Origin of the sequence: Nonlabens ulvanivorans (assembly GCF_032922765.1) — a bacterium.
Taxonomy (GTDB): Bacteria; Bacteroidota; Bacteroidia; order Flavobacteriales; family Flavobacteriaceae; genus Nonlabens; species Nonlabens ulvanivorans.
Genome location: NZ_CP136694.1, coordinates 1,601,796 through 1,620,813, shown reverse-complemented (window position 1 = coordinate 1,620,813; position 19,018 = coordinate 1,601,796). Strand labels below are relative to the sequence as shown.

At 35.4% G+C, this 19,018-nt stretch carries 13 protein-coding genes; 5 read left to right on the top strand and 8 right to left on the bottom strand.

Features of this window, described 5'->3' with window-relative positions:
* The 3 genes from R1T42_RS07285 (at window position 1) to uxaC (ending at window position 3,273) form a co-directional block, all read left to right on the top strand.
* Window positions 1–810 (top strand): fibronectin type III, encoded by an 810-nt coding sequence (locus R1T42_RS07285; RefSeq protein ID WP_317289854.1) that lies wholly within the window; start codon window positions 1–3, stop codon window positions 808–810.
* A 49-nt stretch (window positions 811–859) separates the two neighbouring features.
* The gene (locus R1T42_RS07280) at window positions 860–1,759 is read left to right on the top strand and encodes a polysaccharide lyase family 7 protein (RefSeq protein ID WP_317289853.1); all 900 of its coding nucleotides are present in this window, start codon (window positions 860–862) and stop codon (window positions 1,757–1,759) included.
* A 107-nt stretch (window positions 1,760–1,866) separates the two neighbouring features.
* On the top strand, window positions 1,867–3,273 hold the full coding sequence (gene uxaC, locus R1T42_RS07275) for a glucuronate isomerase (protein ID WP_317289852.1): 1,407 nt from the start codon (window positions 1,867–1,869) through the stop codon (window positions 3,271–3,273).
* Window positions 3,274–3,359: 86 nt separating this feature from the next.
* Here the strand turns inward: uxaC and R1T42_RS07270 are convergent, their stop codons facing one another.
* From R1T42_RS07270 to R1T42_RS07235, 8 genes are all read right to left on the bottom strand, one after another.
* On the bottom strand, window positions 3,360–4,661 hold the full coding sequence (locus R1T42_RS07270; RefSeq protein WP_036579812.1) for a TRAP transporter large permease: 1,302 nt from the start codon (window positions 4,659–4,661) through the stop codon (window positions 3,360–3,362).
* A gap of 3 nt (window positions 4,662–4,664) precedes the next feature.
* Window positions 4,665–5,135, bottom strand: coding sequence for a TRAP transporter small permease (locus tag R1T42_RS07265; protein ID WP_036579809.1), 471 nt, complete (start codon window positions 5,133–5,135; stop codon window positions 4,665–4,667).
* Window positions 5,136–5,137: 2 nt separating this feature from the next.
* Window positions 5,138–6,112, bottom strand: coding sequence for a TRAP transporter substrate-binding protein (locus R1T42_RS07260; RefSeq protein ID WP_317289851.1), 975 nt, complete (start codon window positions 6,110–6,112; stop codon window positions 5,138–5,140).
* A gap of 9 nt (window positions 6,113–6,121) precedes the next feature.
* Entirely contained in the window at window positions 6,122–7,342 is a 1,221-nt protein-coding gene (locus R1T42_RS07255) for a DUF4861 domain-containing protein (protein WP_317289850.1), read from the bottom strand.
* On the bottom strand, window positions 7,343–8,131 hold the full coding sequence (locus R1T42_RS07250) for a gluconate 5-dehydrogenase (RefSeq protein WP_317289849.1): 789 nt from the start codon (window positions 8,129–8,131) through the stop codon (window positions 7,343–7,345).
* 6 nt (window positions 8,132–8,137) lie between these two features.
* Window positions 8,138–8,977 carry a 5-dehydro-4-deoxy-D-glucuronate isomerase gene (gene kduI / locus R1T42_RS07245; RefSeq protein ID WP_317289848.1) on the bottom strand — a complete coding sequence of 280 codons (840 nt, stop codon included), beginning with the start codon at window positions 8,975–8,977 and terminating at the stop codon, window positions 8,138–8,140.
* 51 nt (window positions 8,978–9,028) lie between these two features.
* On the bottom strand, window positions 9,029–10,213 hold the full coding sequence (gene uxuA, locus R1T42_RS07240; RefSeq protein WP_317289847.1) for a mannonate dehydratase: 1,185 nt from the start codon (window positions 10,211–10,213) through the stop codon (window positions 9,029–9,031).
* Between the two features lie 63 nt (window positions 10,214–10,276).
* Window positions 10,277–11,104 (bottom strand): SDR family oxidoreductase, encoded by an 828-nt coding sequence (locus R1T42_RS07235; protein WP_317289846.1) that lies wholly within the window; start codon window positions 11,102–11,104, stop codon window positions 10,277–10,279.
* Between the two features lie 625 nt (window positions 11,105–11,729).
* Between R1T42_RS07235 and R1T42_RS07230 the strand changes: the two genes are divergently transcribed.
* Window positions 11,730–15,740, top strand: a complete 4,011-nt coding sequence (locus R1T42_RS07230) for a hybrid sensor histidine kinase/response regulator transcription factor (protein WP_317289845.1) — start codon at window positions 11,730–11,732, stop codon at window positions 15,738–15,740.
* Window positions 15,741–15,949: 209 nt separating this feature from the next.
* The gene (locus tag R1T42_RS07225; RefSeq protein WP_317289844.1) at window positions 15,950–19,009 is read left to right on the top strand and encodes a SusC/RagA family TonB-linked outer membrane protein; all 3,060 of its coding nucleotides are present in this window, start codon (window positions 15,950–15,952) and stop codon (window positions 19,007–19,009) included.
* Window positions 19,010–19,018 lie beyond the last annotated feature (9 nt).

Sequence of the window (19,018 nt, the reverse complement as noted above, 5' to 3'; positions counted from 1 at the left end):
ATGAAACAAATATTTCTTTTAATCGCAGCCCTATCCATGCTTTTTAAGCAAGATAGGGCTGTTGATATAGTGACACAATTACAAGCTGATAGTTCAAAAAAGACTTATGAACTTATTAATAGTGTGCTATCTCCTGGTTATAATGTAGTTGAGGTAAGTGATTGTAGTCATCCTAGTTTTGGAGACCACATTACTCAACAATATGACGATATACTAGAGAAAGATGTGTTTGTTTTTCACGCTCATGTTGAAAAGGATACAGATAGATGTAAGAAATTTGATCGGTCGCGTACTGAAATTAAGACCTACGGAAAGTCCCCAGAAGAGGTTTTGGGAACGCCAGGAGAAACTCATGTTTATACTTGGTTATTTAAATTAGATAAAAATTTTAAAGCTTCATCGGGATTTACTCATATTCATCAAATTAAAGCTGTTGGTGGACCAGAAGATAAGATGCCTACATTGACTTACACTTTGAGAGATAAGAACGATAAAAAGAGTTTTGATATAAGGTTCTCTAAATTTCTAACTCAAGAATCAATCGCGAGTACTGATTTAGAACCATTCTTAGGTGAATGGATTATGGTAAAAGAAATAATCACTTATGGAGAAGAAGGGAACTTAGAGGTTACGCTTTCGCGAAAGCGAGATCAAAAAGAACTCTTATCGTATAAAGGGAATTTAAGAATATGGAAGACGAAAGCACAATTTTTAAGACCTAAATGGGGAATTTATCGCAGCTTAAAACACGCAGATGAATTAAGAGATGAGCAGGTGCTTTTTGCAGATTTTGAAATGACACAACTGTAGACAATACTTATAACTTGAGTTATTTAGGAATTATATTAAAGAAAAAAACATGAAAAATATAGCATTACTATTACTCGCTATGATTCTTATTACATCATGTGATAGCGAGGAAGAATCACCAGAGCGCATTGAAATAGTTGTACCTAACGAGCCAGATCCCGTTGCATCTAATTTTGATTTCTCGGACTGGAAGGTGACCCTACCAGTTGATGTAAATAGTGATGGTAGTCCAGATGAATATGCACCATCGCAATTAGATAATGGCGGTTACCGTACTTTGAGTGCCCTAGATGGTTACATGTACGATGATCCAGTAGGAGAAGGTATTATTTTTTACACACAATTTGACCCTAATGGTGCGACAACGGCAAACAGTTCTTATCCTAGAACTGAACTCAGAGAGCTTATCAATCCATCTAACTCAAGAGATAACTGGAGTTTACAAGATGGAGGTGTTTTAAAGGTACGCATGCAAGCGTTGGACGTATCTGATAATACAGGTACTGGTAGTCTTAATAAAGATCGTTTTATAATGGCTCAAATTCATGGTATCATTACACCATCTGACGTGGCTAGACTTAATCTTTCTAGTGATTCAGCCCCACCATTATTAAAAATGCAATGGAGAGATGGTGACTTATATGCTTATAAAAAAACTCTTGAAAACGAGTCCATGTCTGGTGACGCTATTATTAATAAAGATGATGCAGTATGGGGTGATATATCGTATAATTTTGGTCAGGTAGGTTTTGAACCGTTTGATTTAGAAATAAGAGCCTCGACAGGTCGTCTAGAGGTCATTGTAGATGGTCAGTCCCATGTTTTTCAAGACATCAGTTTAGCAAAATGGCCTTTTGATAATTATTTCAAAGCAGGTAACTATATACAGACTACTGATCCAACTGGATATTCAAAGGTGAAATTGTACAGTATAGAAGTATCCCATTAGCACATGATTATCGTACATAAAAGGAATCTTTAAACACAATTCCAACCTCTTACAGGTTGGAATTGGTGTTTATAAAAGTCATATTTGTTTCTATAATTTACAGATCTATGAGCTCCTTTATTCATGATGATTTTCTACTTCAAACAGATTTTGCAAAACGTCTCTATCACAACTTTGCAAAAGAATTACCTATTATAGATTATCATAATCACCTGTCTCCAGAAGATATTGCCACTAATCGACAATTTGACAATTGTTCTCAAGTGTGGCTAGCCGGTGATCATTATAAATGGCGTGCGATGCGTGCGCTGGGAATTAATGAAAAGTACATTACAGGAAATGCAACTGACGAAGAGAAATTCCATAAATGGGCAAGTGCAGTTCCTTACACGCTTAGGAATCCACTATATCACTGGACGCATTTAGAATTAGAGCGTTACTTTGGTGTTAAAGAGCTTCTCACAGAAAATAATGCTGCATCGACTTACGAGAAAACAAATGACTTACTCCAGCAATCTTCTCACAGCACTTTAGGTTTGTTACAACAACAAAACGTAGAGTTATTATGTACTACTGATGATCCTATCGATAGTCTAGAATATCATAACAGTATTAAATCTCAAGCATTATCACCTAAAGTCCTGCCTACATTTAGACCAGATAAGGCTTTTGGGGTAGGAGATGCCGTGAGTTATAATGCTTATCTAAGTCAACTCGAAGAAGTAACTGGTAACAGTGTTAATGATTACGATACACTATTAGTAGCACTAGAAAACCGAGTAGACTATTTCCACCAGAATGGTTGCCGTCTTGCAGATTATGGTCTGGAACAAATCTACCACAGCACAACTGCAGATTTTAATCTTGATACGTTGTTTCAAGAAGTAAGAAACGGCAAGCAATTATCAGTTGCACAAGTACAATACTTTGCAGGTAAGGTGATGCTGGAGTTGAGTAAAATGTATCACAAACTCGGCTGGGCGCAACAATTTCATGTAGGCGCGATTAGAAACAACAATAAAAGATTGTTATCACAATTAGGTCCAGATACTGGATTTGATTCCATAGGTGATTTTTCTCATGCGGTGTCTATAAGTGGTTATTTAAACGAACTGGACAGTACTGATCAACTGGCTAAAACCATAATCTACAATCTCAATCCTGCAGACAATGAAATGATTGCAACCATGGTCGGCAATTTTAATGATGGTACGATACGAGGTAAGGTGCAATATGGTGCAGCATGGTGGTTTTTAGATCAAAAAGATGGCATGGAAAAACAGCTCAACACACTATCTAGTCTCGGTGTTTTAAGCACTTTTGTAGGTATGTTGACAGACTCACGCAGCTTCTTAAGCTTTCCACGTCATGAGTATTTTCGTCGCATCCTGTGCAATCTATTAGGCAATGATGTTGTCAATGGAGAACTTCCTGCAGATGAACAGTGGCTAGGGGAAATAGTTAGTGATATATGTTACCACAACGCCGTGAATTATTTTGAGTTTGATAAATAATACGCTTTCGCGAAAGCATAACATCATAAAAAAAGCTGCTAATATTTTATAGCAGCTTTTTTTATATTCATTTTAAAGATGATTTATTAGTCCATTAAATCAAATGCTCTAGGTAACCATAAGGTAATATCTTCAAAATAAGTCACCATTACAAGAACAGCTATCATGGCTACAAATAATGGTAGCATAGGACGTATGACTTTCTGTATTTTGAGATCTGCAACACTACAACCTACAAAGAGTACAGATCCTACTGGTGGCGTACATAATCCTATACACAGGTTCATAATCATTATGACTCCGAAGTGGATAGGATCCATTCCCATAGCGGTTACGATAGGTAAGAAAATAGGAGTGAAGATGAGTACCGCCGGCGTCATGTCCATAAAGATCCCTACAAATAATAAAATAAGATTGATTAAGATCAAGATGATAATTGGATTATCACTGATTCCTAAAAGTGCATCACTAATTTCTTGTGGAATATTTTCATAAGACATTACCCAACTCATCGCGATAGAAGTAGCAATTAATAGTAGTACAATTGAGCTAGTTTTAATGGTTTCTAATAGGATTGGAGACAGGTCCTTTAACTTAATCTCTTTATAGACAAAACCTAGCACAAGCGTATAAATAACCGCGACTCCACTAGCTTCTGTAGCAGTGAATATTCCGCCTACAATACCACCTATCACCACTACAAGCAACATTAAACTAGGTAATGCATCAAAAAATCTTTTAATAAACACCTTTACGCTTACTAACTTATCTGTTGGGTATTTTTTGATAATAGAATACACAGCAGCCACAATCATTAAAGCGAGCCCTAATAGTAATCCAGGTACATAGCCTGCGATAAATAAAGCAGCAATAGAAACTCCACCACTTGCAAGAGAATAAACAATCAATACATTACTAGGTGGAATAATCAGACCTGTAGTTGCGCTAGTAATGTTTACAGCGGCGCTAAAAGGTTTACTGTAACCATCTTTTTCCATCATAGGATTCATAAATCCACCTATGGCGCTAGCTGCTGCAACGGCACTTCCTGAGATTGCCCCAAAAAGCATACAAGAAATAATATTTACAAAGGCCAGTCCGCCCGGTAATGGACCTACAATGGCTTTGGCAAAGTTGATCAGTCGCACAGCAATACCACCGCGATTCATAATTTGACCTGCGAGGATAAAGAAAGGTATAGCACTTAAGGTAAAACTGTCTAATGATGTCGCCATACGTTGCGCCATAGTGGTCACCGATGGAAGAAATGGCATGGAATAAACCAGTGTAATAAAACCGGCAAGACCTATAGCATAAGCAATAGGAACTCGTAATGATAAAAACACTAAAAAGCTCAATACTAATATTAAAATTTCTGTATAGTTCATAGTTTAGGCTTTAGAAGAGATTACTTTTTTGAAGAATGTATCGATACTGAAATAACAAATTAATATACCAGCTAGTGGAACTACTAGATAAACGAAACCAAGAGGAATACCTAGTGAAGCAGACTTTTGTTCAAATTGAAAACTAAGTTGACATAATCTCCAACCACCTATAATCATCACAAAAAAGCCAAATGAAAAAACACATAAGTGAACAAAACCATCAAACAGTCTAGAGTTTTTTTCAACTAACTTTTCAGGTATAAGGTCAATGGCTAAGTGTAAATGCTGTCCAGTGGCATATGCAGCACCTAATAAACCTACCCAAATGAGTGAGTAGCTAGAAATTTCATCAGTTATTGTACTAGGAGATTGTAGTATGAACCTAGCAATTACCTGCCATACCACGGCAAATAGCATTATACTGAGCAGTAATAGGCATAATTTACCTAAAATAGAATCTATCGTTTTTCTCATGATTAATTATTTTGGATGGATTGGATTAATGCACCTAGTAAAGGATCTTTTTTAAATTCATTTACCAGTTCTACTGTAGCTTCTTGAAATGGTTTTTTATCCGGATAAAAGACTTGAACACCACTTTCAACTGCTTTTTCAAGACATTCCTTTTCGGATTCTTCCCATAATTTACGTTGTGCAATTTTAGATTCTTCAACAGCCTGATTCAACCATTTTTTTTCTTGATCACTCAATCGTTTTAATGTTTCTGTTCCTATAACTAGCACGTCAGGTACAGAGGTATGCTCATCGAGGCTTAAGAATTTACAAACTTCATAATGTTTAGACGTAAAATAACTAGGGATATTATTTTCGGCACCGCTTACCACACCTTGTTGTAGTGCTGTGTAAAGTTCTCCATAAGAAATAGGAGTAGGAGCACCACCCAAATCATTAATCATTGCAATAGCCATGTTACTTTTCATTACACGTATCTTCATATCTTTAATATCATCTGGTGAGTTGATGGGTGTTGATTTTGTATAGAAACTACGGCTACCAGCATCATAAAAAGTTAATCCTTCTAGGTTAAACTTATTACCTTGTGATAAAATACCTTTACCTACTTTACCATCATAGATATCATGCATATGATCTTTATCTCTAAATAGATATGGAATACTGAATACTTTATATTCTGGAATAAAATTCTCCAGAACTCCAGCACTTACTTTGGCAATATCCAGACTGCCTATTTGTAATAACTCGATACTCTCTCGCTCGCCACCTAGCTGACCATTAGGGTAAATTTGAACCTTTAATTTTCCTTCAGATATTCTTTCTAAGCTTTCACCTAATACCACCATACCGTTATGTACGGGATGTTGTGTGTCTACGCTATGAGCAAGTCTTAGGGTTTTTGTTGATTGTATTTCAGCACAGCTATTAATAAGGATAGCTGCTAGAAATAAAAAAATGATATGTTTAATTTTCATATAAGTTGTTTATTGAATTGTAATAGGTGAATTGATCATTTTTGTAGATTGTTCTAATAGTTTTTCAAAACCTTCAATAGTCTTGAATTGTGCATCACTTGCTTCCCAACCGCTCATAAAATAGAAGCTGTGATTTTTTCCTTCTTGAAGGTTTAATAGATAAGTATTGGTAATGCCAGTACCTTCTGATGGCGCATCTACATATGCAGTTAGTGACTGTGCCGTGATGATAGCCATTCCTAGGTGGTCATCATTTTCTGACTGTTTACCAAATGAATACAAGACATCAACGCCTTCATCAGAGTTATAAAATTTTAATTTATTCTCTTTTAAATTTACTATTCCGGTATAGAGTTTTATTCCATCATTGGTGCCGTGCAATTCAACATCGCTTTTGTAAAACCAGTCGCTTTTTTCTATAGTTATGGTATGAACGATATGGTAAGATTTATCTCCAATAAACTCATCTAAGTAAGTCATTCTAAAAATAGCTCTTGCAGGACCTTCAGTAATGGTTTCAAATCGAGTGCCATTCCAGCCAGTAAGTCTGTACAAGGAGTCTTGATGTTTGAAAGCTATGGCGCCAGCACCTAATGAATTGCCAACTTTGAGAATATCCATTCCCCAATCTGCCTTCTCATGATAATTTGTAGTCAATCCTTGTTTGTGTAACGTAGGTTCTTCAGTAGTTTTTCCGAAAATATCAATCCCATTTCGAGGATCAAAATACATACGGAATCCCACTTTATCATTTTCCCAAGCTGGTCCTTCCATTTGAAAGAACAACGAGTCTTTATCTCTTGGATCATAACTTCTAGTGTAGAGTTGCTCTTCACTTGCTTCTGGCTTAGCTTTTCCTACACCAAAATGTACGTCTGTTATCTTTTCATATTGTGGTGATTCCGCTTTCGCGAAAGCGTAAATCATAAGCCTTTTAGTTTCTAGAGCTTCGAAATTCACAACTAGAGCTGCTTCATCCCAGATTCCATCCTGATCCATGTCATCCAATTGATAAGGGAATTCAGTTCCCAAAGAATCTTTAAATATTAAAATTTGACTTTCATCAAAAGCTGGCATTTTCTCTTTAATTTGCTTCTTTGAAATCACAATAACTTCAGTTCTAGCGATATCGATTTCATTATGAAGCATAAAAAAAACATCTTTATTCTTTTGATCACAATTGATGAAAAGAATAGAAAATGCTAATAGTAAGAGGTTCCAATATCTCATTTAGTCTTCATTTGAAGGTTTACCTATAGTCGCTAGTATACCGCCATCAACATACAATATATGACCATTTACAAAATTGCTAGCTTGTGAAGATAAGAATATCGCTGCTCCTGCAAGGTCATCTGGATCGCCCCATTTTGCTGCTGGTGTGCGGTTCACGATAAAATCATTAAATGGATGACCGTCTACACGTATAGGAGCAGTTTGTGAAGTAGCAAAATATCCAGGACCTATACCATTCACTTGTATGTTATGCTTTGCCCATTCTGTTGCCATATTTTTAGTAAGCATGACCAGTCCACCTTTTGCAGCGGCATAAGCACCTACCGTATTTCTACCTAACTGACTCATCATAGAACATATATTAATGATCTTACCGGCCTTACGTTTCATCATGCCTTTTACTACATGTTTAGAAACTATAAAAGGACTTACTAAATCGATGTTCACGACTTGTTTGAACTCTTCCACATCCATGTCTGCTAGCGGAACTCTTTTTATGATACCAGCATTGTTGATCAGGACGTCTATAGGACCAACTTCCCTTTCTATTTGTTGAATGTTAGTTTCAACAGCTGATTCATCTGAAACATCAAATTTGTATCCTACAGCATCTATTCCAGCTTCTTTATATTGAGCAACGGCATCGTCTATTTTTTGCTGAGATGAATTTCCATTGACAACTATAGTGGCACCTGCAAGTCCTAATCCATGAGCCATGGACATTCCTAGTCCGTGCGTACTACCAGTCACTAGAGCAATTTTACCTTTAATATCAAAAAGATTCATCTAGATTTATTTAAGGTCTGTGATTTTTGCAACGTCCATATCATTATAATCTAGATTCTCTCCAGCCATTCCCCATATAAAGGTATAGTTAGAAGTTCCTGAACCAGAATGAATAGACCATGGCGGCGATATTACCGCTTGGTGATTATGCATCCATATGTGACGTGTTTCTTGTGGTTGTCCCATGAAGTGACATACAGCTTGGTCTTGTGGTACATCTAGATAAAAGTACACTTCCATTCTACGATCGTGAACATGAGCTGGCATGGTATTCCATACATTTCCTACTTTTAATTCAGTCATTCCCATTTGTAGCTGGCAGGTAGTAATAATTCCGCCTATAATCATTTGAGAAACGGTTCTGTGATTTGCCGTTTCTAGACTACCTAATTCGATTTTATGAGCTTCGGCAAGGCTTATTTTTTTAGTAGGATACGATTGATGTGCTGGAGCTGAATTGATATAAAACTTTGCAGGATCACTAGCATTTGCACTATGGAAAACGACGTCTTTTCCGCCCATTCCTATGTATAAGGCATCTTTATGAGCTAGTTCGTACTTAGTTTCATCTACTTCTACTGTTCCAGTAGCACCTACATTAATAATTCCCATTTCACGACGATCTAGAAAGTTCTCCGCTTTTAATGGATCAATAGACTCTAGTTTTAATGGTTTAGTAGGAACTGCACCACCAGCGATATATCGATCATAGTGCGTGTATACTAGATTGATCTCACCTGCTACCATCGGCTTATCGATTAGAAATTCATCTCTAAGTTGAGTCGTATTATATTTCTTTACCGTTTCTGGGCTGTTTGCATAACGTGTTTCAAAATTTGTAGACATGATATTATTTTTGAACCTGACTCAATGATCAAGCTATTATTTTTTTAGTTATTAAGCCAGTGATTTTTTGATTCCTAGTTCTAGACCTCTCAGTTCGGCAAGTCCACGCAGTCTACCTATACCTGAGTAACCAGGATTCGTTTTTTTCTTTAAATCATCCAGCATTTTATGTCCATGATCTGGACGGAACGGCATGCGCAAATCTACACGACCGGCATTTCTACGTTTTTCTTGTTCTAGAACGAGTGCTTTCATTACGGCATACATATCTACATCACCTTCTAAATGATCTGCTTCATGGAAGTTTCCTGCTTCATCTCTTTTAGTAGCTCGTAAATGGATAAAGTGAATACGATCACCTAATCGCTCTACCATTCCCGCAAGATCATTATCTGCTCTCACGCCAAAGGATCCTGTACAAAAGGTTAATCCATTATTAGGACTATCCACAGCCGTATATAAATCTACGATATCCTGCTCAGTACTTACCACACGTGGTAATCCTAGAATAGGAAAAGGTGGATCATCTGGATGGATGCACATGAGTACTCCAGCTTTTTCTGCTGCTGGAATAATCTCAGATAGGAAATGAAAAAGATTTGCTTTTAATTCTGCTGGACCTATGTCATCATAAGTAGCGAGTATCTTATTAAATTCTTCTAGCGTGTAACCTTCCTCAGCACCTGGTAATCCTGCGATGATGTTACGGACCAGTTTTTCTTGTTGGGCTGTGCTAGAATTTTTTAAGTAGTTTGCTGCGGCTTCTTGTTGAGCTGCGGTATAATCATTCTCAGCACCTGGTCTTTTTAATAAGTACAATTCAAAAGCGGCAAATGCTGCTGCTTCAAATCTTAACGCTGTAGAACCGTCAGCTACTTCATAATCTAGGTTAGTACGTGTCCAATCCAGCACCGGCATGAAATTATAACACACGATGTCGACTCCACATTCACCAAGATTAGTGATCGTGTTTTTATAATTCTGGATATAGGTTTGATAATCTCCAGATTTAGTTTTGATGTTTTCGTGAATCGGCACACTTTCTACAACAGACCAAGTCAGTCCAGTGGCTTCGATTTCCTTTTTGCGTTTGGTAATTTCTTCAACAGGCCACTCTACGCCATTAGGTATATGGTGTAATGCATTCACAATGCCAGTGGCACCAGCTTGTTTGATATCGTTAAGAGAGACTGGATCATTAGGACCGTACCATCTCCATGTTTGTTCTAAACTCATTTGTTGTTATTGTCACGCTTTCGCGAAAGCGAGATCTTAAAAATCTTACTAAAAAGTTGTTGTTTACACGCCACTATATGCGCTAAATCCGCCATCTATAGGAACTACAATTCCTGTAATAAAAGCAGCGCCGTCATCACATAACCAGTTCACGGTGCTCACCAAATCGTCTGGTGTACCGTAACGTCCCATAGGCGTCTGGCCGATGATTTGCTCGCCACGCGGCGTCGCAGAACCATCACTGTTAGTCAAAAGCGCTCTATTCTGATCGGTCAAGAAAAATCCTGGTGCGATCGCATTGACACGTATGCCGACTTTTGAAAAATGAACCGCCAGCCATTGTGTGAAATTAGACACAGCAGCTTTTGCACCGCTATAAGCAGGTATTTTAGTCAATGGCGTAAAAGCGTTCATGGACGAAATATTCAACACACTACAGCCATCACGACCTACCATATCTGTTGCAAATACTTGGGTAGGTAACAAGGTGCCTAAAAAGTTAAGGTTGAAGGTAAACTCGATTCCTTTAGGATCTAGGTCAAAAAAGGTTTTAAAACCTTCTGTCTGATTATCTAAATCTTCCAATTGAAAAAACGGATTGCTCGTCGTTCCCAATGGGTGATTTCCTCCAGCACCATTAATTAATATGTCAACTTTTCCGTATTTGGAATTGATTTCTTTTTTTGCCGTTTCTAGAGAATCTTTCTCTAGGACATTTGCTGCTACACCTATGGCTTTACCACCATTATCACTAATTTCAAGAGCTACCGCATCTGCTGCTTCTTTTCTTAAATCTAATACAGCAATTTGATGTCCTTGTTTTGCAAGTGCAATTGCCATGGTACTGCATAAAACACCGCCGGCTCCTGTTAAAACTATAGTTTTTGCCATAATTAGGTTTGATTTTTTAGAATTTCTCAAAATTGGTTGACCAAATATGAGAAATTATCTTCTATTACTTTGTAATTATACAATGGGAATTATTCAGAATAGGGAGAATTGTGTACAAAGCATTGTGATGCAATGTTTTAATCGTGATTAGGGCTTGTGATAGCAGTGTGAAAAGATCTTAAAGAGTGATGTTGTCTCGTGAGATTTTATGTAGATTTATTAGGTTAAACTGAATAATAGCAACCCATATGCTGTACTAGCGTTCTCTTTTGTATAGATGTGTTTTTATGATTAACGTGACTTTTAGGTGTCATGTATTAAACTACTTGACTAGTTAAAAGTGTATAATTTATAGAGATGTCTGTTTTTTAAAAGCTCAATTAAATGGACGATTTTTATAGGTATAATATCTTATTAATGACTAATAACATAGTTTGATATGAATCACTGGCTTATATTAAAATGACAAATCAATCTTTACACGATGTACCGTCACTATATGACTATCAGTTGAATAGCAGGTTAAATTATGATTAATAATGGTATGAGTTCTTTCTAGTAACTCATAAAGTGGCTATAATCAATCATATTAACTACATTTAAGCCCAAATTTTGTTTTTGATATATGTATAGAATAACGGTCATATTTCTCTTATTATTGAATGCTGCAGCTGCGCAAGTCAGTAGTTTTCAATTTCAGCATCTGTCCACAGCTCATGGTCTTTCTCAAAGTAGTGCTATAGCTATTGAGCAAGATGAATTAGGTCAGATGTGGATTGGTACCCGTGATGGCCTTAATGTATATGATGGTCATAAAATCACCGTTTTTAAATCTGATGGAGAGAATATCAATTCCCTAAGTAGTAGTGATATATTATCACTTGAAAAAGATCAGAATGGTCAGATATGGATAGGTACTTATAATGGTCTTAATAGATATAATCCTAAAACAGATACTTTTACTCGTTTTTTAAAAACCAGTGACACTAACTCGTTAGCTAGTAATATCATTCAAGAGGTTTATGCTACCAGTGATGGTAACATGTGGATAGGTACCTCAAAAGGTCTTTCTATATATAACCCTAGTGAAGATTCCTATTATAATGCGATATTTGAGGAAGTACAACAGGAGGTTGTCGTTTATAGCGTTATAGAGCTTTCGCCTATTTCATATTTAATCGGAACTAATCTAGGTTTATGGTCAGTTGAAAAAGATGATCAAAATGGTACTTATGCTGTTTCTAGATTTAACTCCTATCAAAATGATGACATTACAGACATCGTACCTGCTGGAAAAAATAGATATTTTATAGGTACAAAATCTTCAGGTGTATTAGTCTATGATAGTCTTTCTAAAGAGCTTAAGTCTTTTGTTATCAATGAGGATTTACACATTGATGATATACGTAAGTTACGATTAGATAAAGATGATAGGCTATGGATAGGAAGTTATAATGGTGTTTACATTTATAATAAAGGACAAGTAAGTCATCTTACTAATAATCTAAATGATCCTTATAGTCTTGAAAAAAACTCTGTTAAAGCTCTTTATGAGGATGCAAGTGGCTCGATATGGGTAGGTACTTATTATGGTGGAGCAAATATCTGGAATGAAGCAAATAGTAACTTTCAGAATTATGTTCAAAACGGGACTAAAAAGGGTCTTAACTATCCCGTAGTTAGCTCTCTGCAATCTTCAATAAATCAGCTGTTTATAGGTACGGAACAAGGTGGTGTAAATATTCTAGATCTCGACACCAAAGATTTTAAATATCTAACTAGTGAGAATAGTGACCTAGTAGAGAATAATATTAAAGCACTTTACCTCGATCAAAATAAGTTATACATAGGGACATTTAGTAACGGTGTTGATGTATATGATACAGATAATAAACAATTTACAAAAAGTCCATTAAATGACACACTTAAAGATGTAGGAGTATACTCTATTTTGAAATCTGGAAATCACTTTTATTATGGAACTTTTGGAAAAGGTGTAATCTCGCAAGATGCTACTAAGAATATTACCACTTTAAGTCGTGAAGATGGTCTTACAAGTGATTTGGTAAGATCCTTATTATTTGATAACAATGGGACACTATGGGTGGGAACTCAAAATGGTCTGAATAGTGTTGATAAGAACAATAAAGTCTTAAATTATTTATTTGATAAAGATCAGGATGCAGGCTTTGATGTGTTGCACCTCTATGAAGATAGTAATAAGGTAATATGGGCTGGAACTAAGTCCCAAGGTCTCTTTAAAAGAGTAAATAATCAGTTTTTAAAAGTTCCATTACAATGGGCTGATAAAGAAATTACAACTATACATTCTATTATCGAAGACGGTAATGGTATGCTTTGGATGAGTAGTAATCAGGGTATTTTAAAATTAAATAAGGATAGTGAACAAATTTTATCTCTTAACCAGCAAAAAGATGGATTAGTAGGTAATGAATTTAGTGATAATGCGGTGTTACGATTGCCACAAGATCAACTCGTTTTTGGTAGTGTATCAGGGATATCTTCTTTTAATACTACTAAAATACGTATAGATAACTATGCGCCAGATGTACTCATTACCAACTTTAGAACTACAGGAGATGATTTATTGAAATTTAATGATAACAATGTTGAGGTTGAAAATATCGCTTTCGCGAAAGCGTTAAAAATAGATCATAATCAACGTAATTTTACCATTGAGTTTACAATGCCTAGTTATCATAATTTAACCAGTAAAACCTATGAGTATAGGTTAAGTGGATTAGAAAAAGAATGGAATACAACGGTAGAGAATAAAGCCACCTATGCAATTCAAAATGCAGGTGATTATAATTTTGAAGTGCGTGGCGTTAATGGCGATGGGATCAAAAGTGAGATTACAACTTTAATCATAAAGGCAAAACCTGCGCCGTGGTATAGCTGGTGGGCATTTGTCTTGTATACAGCAGTGTTTATAGCAGTTGCTTATGTTTTATTAAGGATACTTAAATCTAGAACTAGATTGCAAGAAGAATTAAAATTTGAACAGATTCAATTGCAACGAAATAGAGATATTAATGAGGCTAAACTTCAGTTTTTCACTAATATTTCTCATGAGTTTAGAACGCCACTTACCTTGATATTAGGACCATTGCAGCAATTGCTGGCTGATTATAAAGGGACTAATAAAATGTATAAAAAATTATTAGTGATAGAAAGCAATGGTAAACAATTGCTACAGCTTATTAATACTCTAATGGATTTTAGAAAATTGGAAAAAAATCAATTTGAAATTCATGCAGCCGAAGGGAACATCGTCAAGTTTTTAAAAGAGATATATTTTAGTTTTAAGGAACATGCAAAATTAGGAGAATACGATTATGACTTTAAAACCATTGATGAAGAGATTCTAGTTTACTATGATAGACAAAAGTTAGAACGTGTATTTTTTAATCTCATCTCTAACGCATTTAAATTTACACCTAAAGGAGGGAAAATTAAAATAAAGATATCTAGAGATAAAGAACATATTCACATTAAGGTCAAAGATAATGGGATAGGAATAGAACAAGAGAAGCAAGAAAAAGTCTTTGAACGCTTTTATGAGGTAGAGTCTCATAAAGAAAATGCCAGCATATATAATCAAGGAACCGGTATCGGGTTAAACATCGCAAAAAATATAGTCCAACTACATAAAGGACAAATTAAATTGCAGAGTAAGGTTAATCAAGGTTCGACATTTTTAATATCCCTTAAGCTAGGAAAAGAACACTTTACTGAAGATCAGATAATTTCAGACTTTAAGTTTAGTGACGATGTTACACAGTATACCAATCAACTAGAGAACCCTAATTTAATCACTGAGCCGTCTAGTATAGATTTTATTAATGACGAGGAGAAATCTACCGTTCTCGTAGTAGAGGATAATGTTTCTTTAAGATCGTTTATGGCTCAATTGTTAAAACAAAAATACAATGTGCTAGAGGCTGGTAATGGAGAAGAAGCTTTCAAAATAGCAGTAAATAGCAACCCAGATATTATTGTGAGTGATGTGGTAATGCCTGTTATGGCAGGTACTGAATTATGTTCTAAAATAAAAGAAGACGTACGCACCAGTCACATACCGGTGGTTCTATTAACATCAAGATCATCATTAATTTATAAATTAGAAGGCCTAGAAAGTGGTGCTGATGATTATCTAAGTAAGCCTTTTGATATTAATGAGCTACAATTGCGTGTAAAGAATCTACTTTCTTATAAGTCTAGTTTGAAAAAGAAATTTGGAAATGGGGACTTGTTCACGCCCGATGAAGTAAGTGTGTCTTCAGTAGATGATGAGCTTATGAAAAAGGCAATCCAAATAGTAGAAGATAATATACCTAATGATCACTTTGATATACCTACATTTTGCTCAGATTTAGGAGTAAGTAGAACGATGTTATTTATTAAGGTTAAGGCCTGGACTAATTTTACTCCTAACGAATTTATACAACATTTTAGAATGAAAAGGGCTGCTCAATTATTAGAATTGGGTACCCTTAATATTTCTGAAGTAAGTTATAAAGTAGGTTTTAGAAACCCCAAATACTTTAGTAAATGCTTCCAAAAAGTGTATGGTGAGACTCCATCAGTTTATTCTAAAAAATTCTCTGTCTAGAATTTGATTTTAACAAATAACCCTTAGAAACTCCCGATTTTAATGAAATCGGGATTTTTTTGTACCCTTTTTTGAATTTTTAGTTATGCTCGTTAAGCTAATTTTAACAATCTGAATTTTATGATATAATCGTGATTGGTTTTTCGAAAACGATTTAGCTGTTTTTTCAGATTAATAACTTTAAACTAATTATCTAATTTTTTACTCTTATGCAAAAAACTAACCCCAACAAGTTTTTAAATATCAGCACCTTTTTAGGCTGTATGTTATTTGCCATGTTTTCATATGCGCAAACGACAGTTACAGGTAAGGTTATTGATGAACAAACTGAGCCACTTTTAGGAGTGACCGTACTTATTAAAGGAAGTTCTAGTGCCACCACTACCGATATAGATGGTAATTATTCGATTAGTGTTGCAGATGCAGCAACTGCGACTATCATATATAGTTATGTCGGTTATGCTACAACGGAAGTACCAGTAAATAATCAGTCTGTTATTAATGTGACTTTAAAGGAAGATCTAGCATTACTTGATCAGATCGTAGTCGTAGGTTATGGTGGAGTAAAGAAAAGTGATATCACTGGTTCGGTTTCTTCAGTAACAGGTAAGGAATTAAATGCATTCCCTGTATTAGATGCAGCACAGGCTTTACAAGGTAGAGCAGCTGGTGTTGTTGTACAATCTAATAATGGTGGAGAGCCAGGTGCTCCAATCAATATTCAAATTAGAGGAAATACTTCTATAGGAGCGAGTAGCTCTCCGTTAATAGTAGTTGATGGTTTTATTGGAGCTTCTATGCCTCAAGCAAATGATATAGAATCAATGGAAATCTTAAAAGATGCTTCTGCAACTGCTATATATGGTTCAAGAGGTGCAAATGGTGTTGTGTTAGTAACTACTAAAAAAGGTAGAAATGGAAAAATGGTTGTTGAATACAATACAAACTATTCTATTCAAAATACCACAAATGAATTAGACCTTTTAAATGCTGATCAATTTGCTGCATATCAAACACAAATTAGAGCAAATAACGGAAACACTATTGCTTATCCTCAAGGTCCTGCTAATACGGATTGGCAAGATTTAATTTATACTACAGGAAGTACTAAAACACATCAGTTTTCTTTTTCTGGTGGTTCTGATAAAATTAATTTTTATGCATCTGCTAATTATTTTGATCAAGAAGGGATCATAATTAACTCTGATTTTGAGAGAATTACATTTTTATCAAATATTGATGCTCAAGTAAATGATAAATTGAAATTAGGTCTGAATCTATTCGGTAGTTTAGGTACAAAGAATGGTGTGTCAACTCAATCCACAGGTTTAGGTGGTATTGGTGGTGGTGGAGATGATGTTATCTCTCTAGCAATGCGTTATGCCCCAGATCAGCCAGTTTTTAATGATGATGGATCTTATAATTCTGGTAACACTGTAGGAGATTTAGTTGATAATCCATTTGCTATAGCAACAGAACGTGTAGATGAGACAAGAGAAACTGATTTTAGATCAAATTTTTATGCTAATTACGAGATTATTAAAGGGTTAGAGTTTAAAACAACTTTAGGTTTAAGTAGTGAGACAAGTAAGCAAGGTACTTATAGTCCTTCATCTTTGGAAGTTACGGCAGGTGCTGTAGGAGGTAGAGCAGCCATAGTAAATACGAGACAAAGAGACGTCTTAAATGAAAACTACTTAACTTATAAAAGAGATATAGGTAAGGGGAAATTAACTTTATTAGGAGGTTTATCTTATCAAAAAACGACTACTGAGGTATTTGGAGCAGCTGCAAATGGTTTTCTTTCTGATTCATTTTCATTTTACAACTTAGGAAGTGCACAAACTTTACTGCCGGCAACTTCTGCGTTAAGTGTTGTTGAAATTCAATCTCAATTTGGTAGAGTAAACTTTGATTGGGATGATAAATATCTGTTTACCGCAACGGTAAGAAGAGATGGAGCCTCGAATTTTGCAAAAAATGAAAAGTACGCTATATTCCCATCGGCTGCGATAGGATGGAAAATATCTAATGAAGATTTTATTAAGGATATCAACGCTATATCAAACTTAAAACTTAGAGCTAGTTATGGTGTGACTGGTAATCCAGCCATCAGACCATATCAATCACTAGCTAGATTTGCTTCTTTGTATGCTTCTAGTAACGGTGAAACGGTAGGTGCAGTTACCTCAGACCAACCGGCTAATCCTAATCTGAAATGGGAGTCATCATATCAAACTAATATTGGACTAGATTTAGGATTACTTAAAAATAGATTTACCTTATCATTAGATTATTATAATATCGATACTAAAGATATCATTCTTAGTAATAATGGTATTCCGGAATACTTTGGTTATTTAAGTTCTGACATTTTAACAAATTTAGGAGAAGTAAACAATAAAGGTTTTGAATTAGCATTAACCTCTAGAAATATAAGTAACGAGAATTTCTCTTGGACTACTAATTTCAATATTTCCTTCAATAAGAACAAAGTTGTAGCATTAATTAATGATGCAGATGTATTTGACGATGGTACACCTAGTTACTTTAGTCATGATCAAAGTACAATCTTAAGAGTAGGAGAAGAAGTAGGTCTTTTCTGGGGTTATGATTATGCAGGTGTTTATCAAGGTGGTGCTTTGCCTGCTGGTACAGCTACCTTAGCAGGTGGTGTTGCAGGAGATCCGTTATTTAGAGATATTGATAATAGTGGTGATATTACAGAAGATGACCGTACAACAATTGGTAACCCTAATCCAGATTACACTTTCGGATTTACAAATAATTTCAGTTACAAAGACTTTGACCTAAGCATTTTCTTCCAAGGCTCTCAAGGTGGTGAAATATTTAACTTGACTAATGTTCAGCTTGTTAATGGTGACGCTAACACTACTGTAGATAACTTTAATAATGCTTGGACTCCAACTAATACTAATACTAATGTGCCACGTGTTGGAAACAACAGTAATAGAGAGATTTCTTCTCGTTTTGTAGAAGATGGAAGCTATATTAGACTTAAAAATATTGCATTGGGTTATAATGTACCATCAGAATTTTTAAGTAAAATCCGTTTAGAACGACTAAGGTTCTCAGTAAGTGCTCAAAACTTATTGACTATTACAGATTACTCTGGTTTAGATCCTGAAGCAAGTTATTTTGGTGGAGGTGGTTCTAGTAATGCAAAACAAAATACTATTAGAGGTTTTGATTTTGGTAATTACCCGACGTCTAGAACAGTAACATTCAGTCTTAACGCAACTTTTTAATCACAAATA

What these genes read in the sequence shown, in the direction of transcription:
- R1T42_RS07285 (WP_317289854.1), top strand. Translation starts at nt 1, where the DNA reads ATGAAACAAATATTTCTTTTAATCGCAGCCCTATCCATGCTTTTTAAG.
- R1T42_RS07280 (WP_317289853.1), top strand. Translation starts at nt 860, where the DNA reads ATGAAAAATATAGCATTACTATTACTCGCTATGATTCTTATTACATCA.
- uxaC (WP_317289852.1), top strand. Translation starts at nt 1,867, where the DNA reads ATGAGCTCCTTTATTCATGATGATTTTCTACTTCAAACAGATTTTGCA.
- R1T42_RS07270 (WP_036579812.1), bottom strand. Translation starts at nt 4,661, where the DNA reads ATGAACTATACAGAAATTTTAATATTAGTATTGAGCTTTTTAGTGTTT.
- R1T42_RS07265 (WP_036579809.1), bottom strand. Translation starts at nt 5,135, where the DNA reads ATGAGAAAAACGATAGATTCTATTTTAGGTAAATTATGCCTATTACTG.
- R1T42_RS07260 (WP_317289851.1), bottom strand. Translation starts at nt 6,112, where the DNA reads ATGAAAATTAAACATATCATTTTTTTATTTCTAGCAGCTATCCTTATT.
- R1T42_RS07255 (WP_317289850.1), bottom strand. Translation starts at nt 7,342, where the DNA reads ATGAGATATTGGAACCTCTTACTATTAGCATTTTCTATTCTTTTCATC.
- R1T42_RS07250 (WP_317289849.1), bottom strand. Translation starts at nt 8,131, where the DNA reads ATGAATCTTTTTGATATTAAAGGTAAAATTGCTCTAGTGACTGGTAGT.
- kduI (WP_317289848.1), bottom strand. Translation starts at nt 8,977, where the DNA reads ATGTCTACAAATTTTGAAACACGTTATGCAAACAGCCCAGAAACGGTA.
- uxuA (WP_317289847.1), bottom strand. Translation starts at nt 10,213, where the DNA reads ATGAGTTTAGAACAAACATGGAGATGGTACGGTCCTAATGATCCAGTC.
- R1T42_RS07235 (WP_317289846.1), bottom strand. Translation starts at nt 11,104, where the DNA reads ATGGCAAAAACTATAGTTTTAACAGGAGCCGGCGGTGTTTTATGCAGT.
- R1T42_RS07230 (WP_317289845.1), top strand. Translation starts at nt 11,730, where the DNA reads ATGTATAGAATAACGGTCATATTTCTCTTATTATTGAATGCTGCAGCT.
- R1T42_RS07225 (WP_317289844.1), top strand. Translation starts at nt 15,950, where the DNA reads ATGCAAAAAACTAACCCCAACAAGTTTTTAAATATCAGCACCTTTTTA.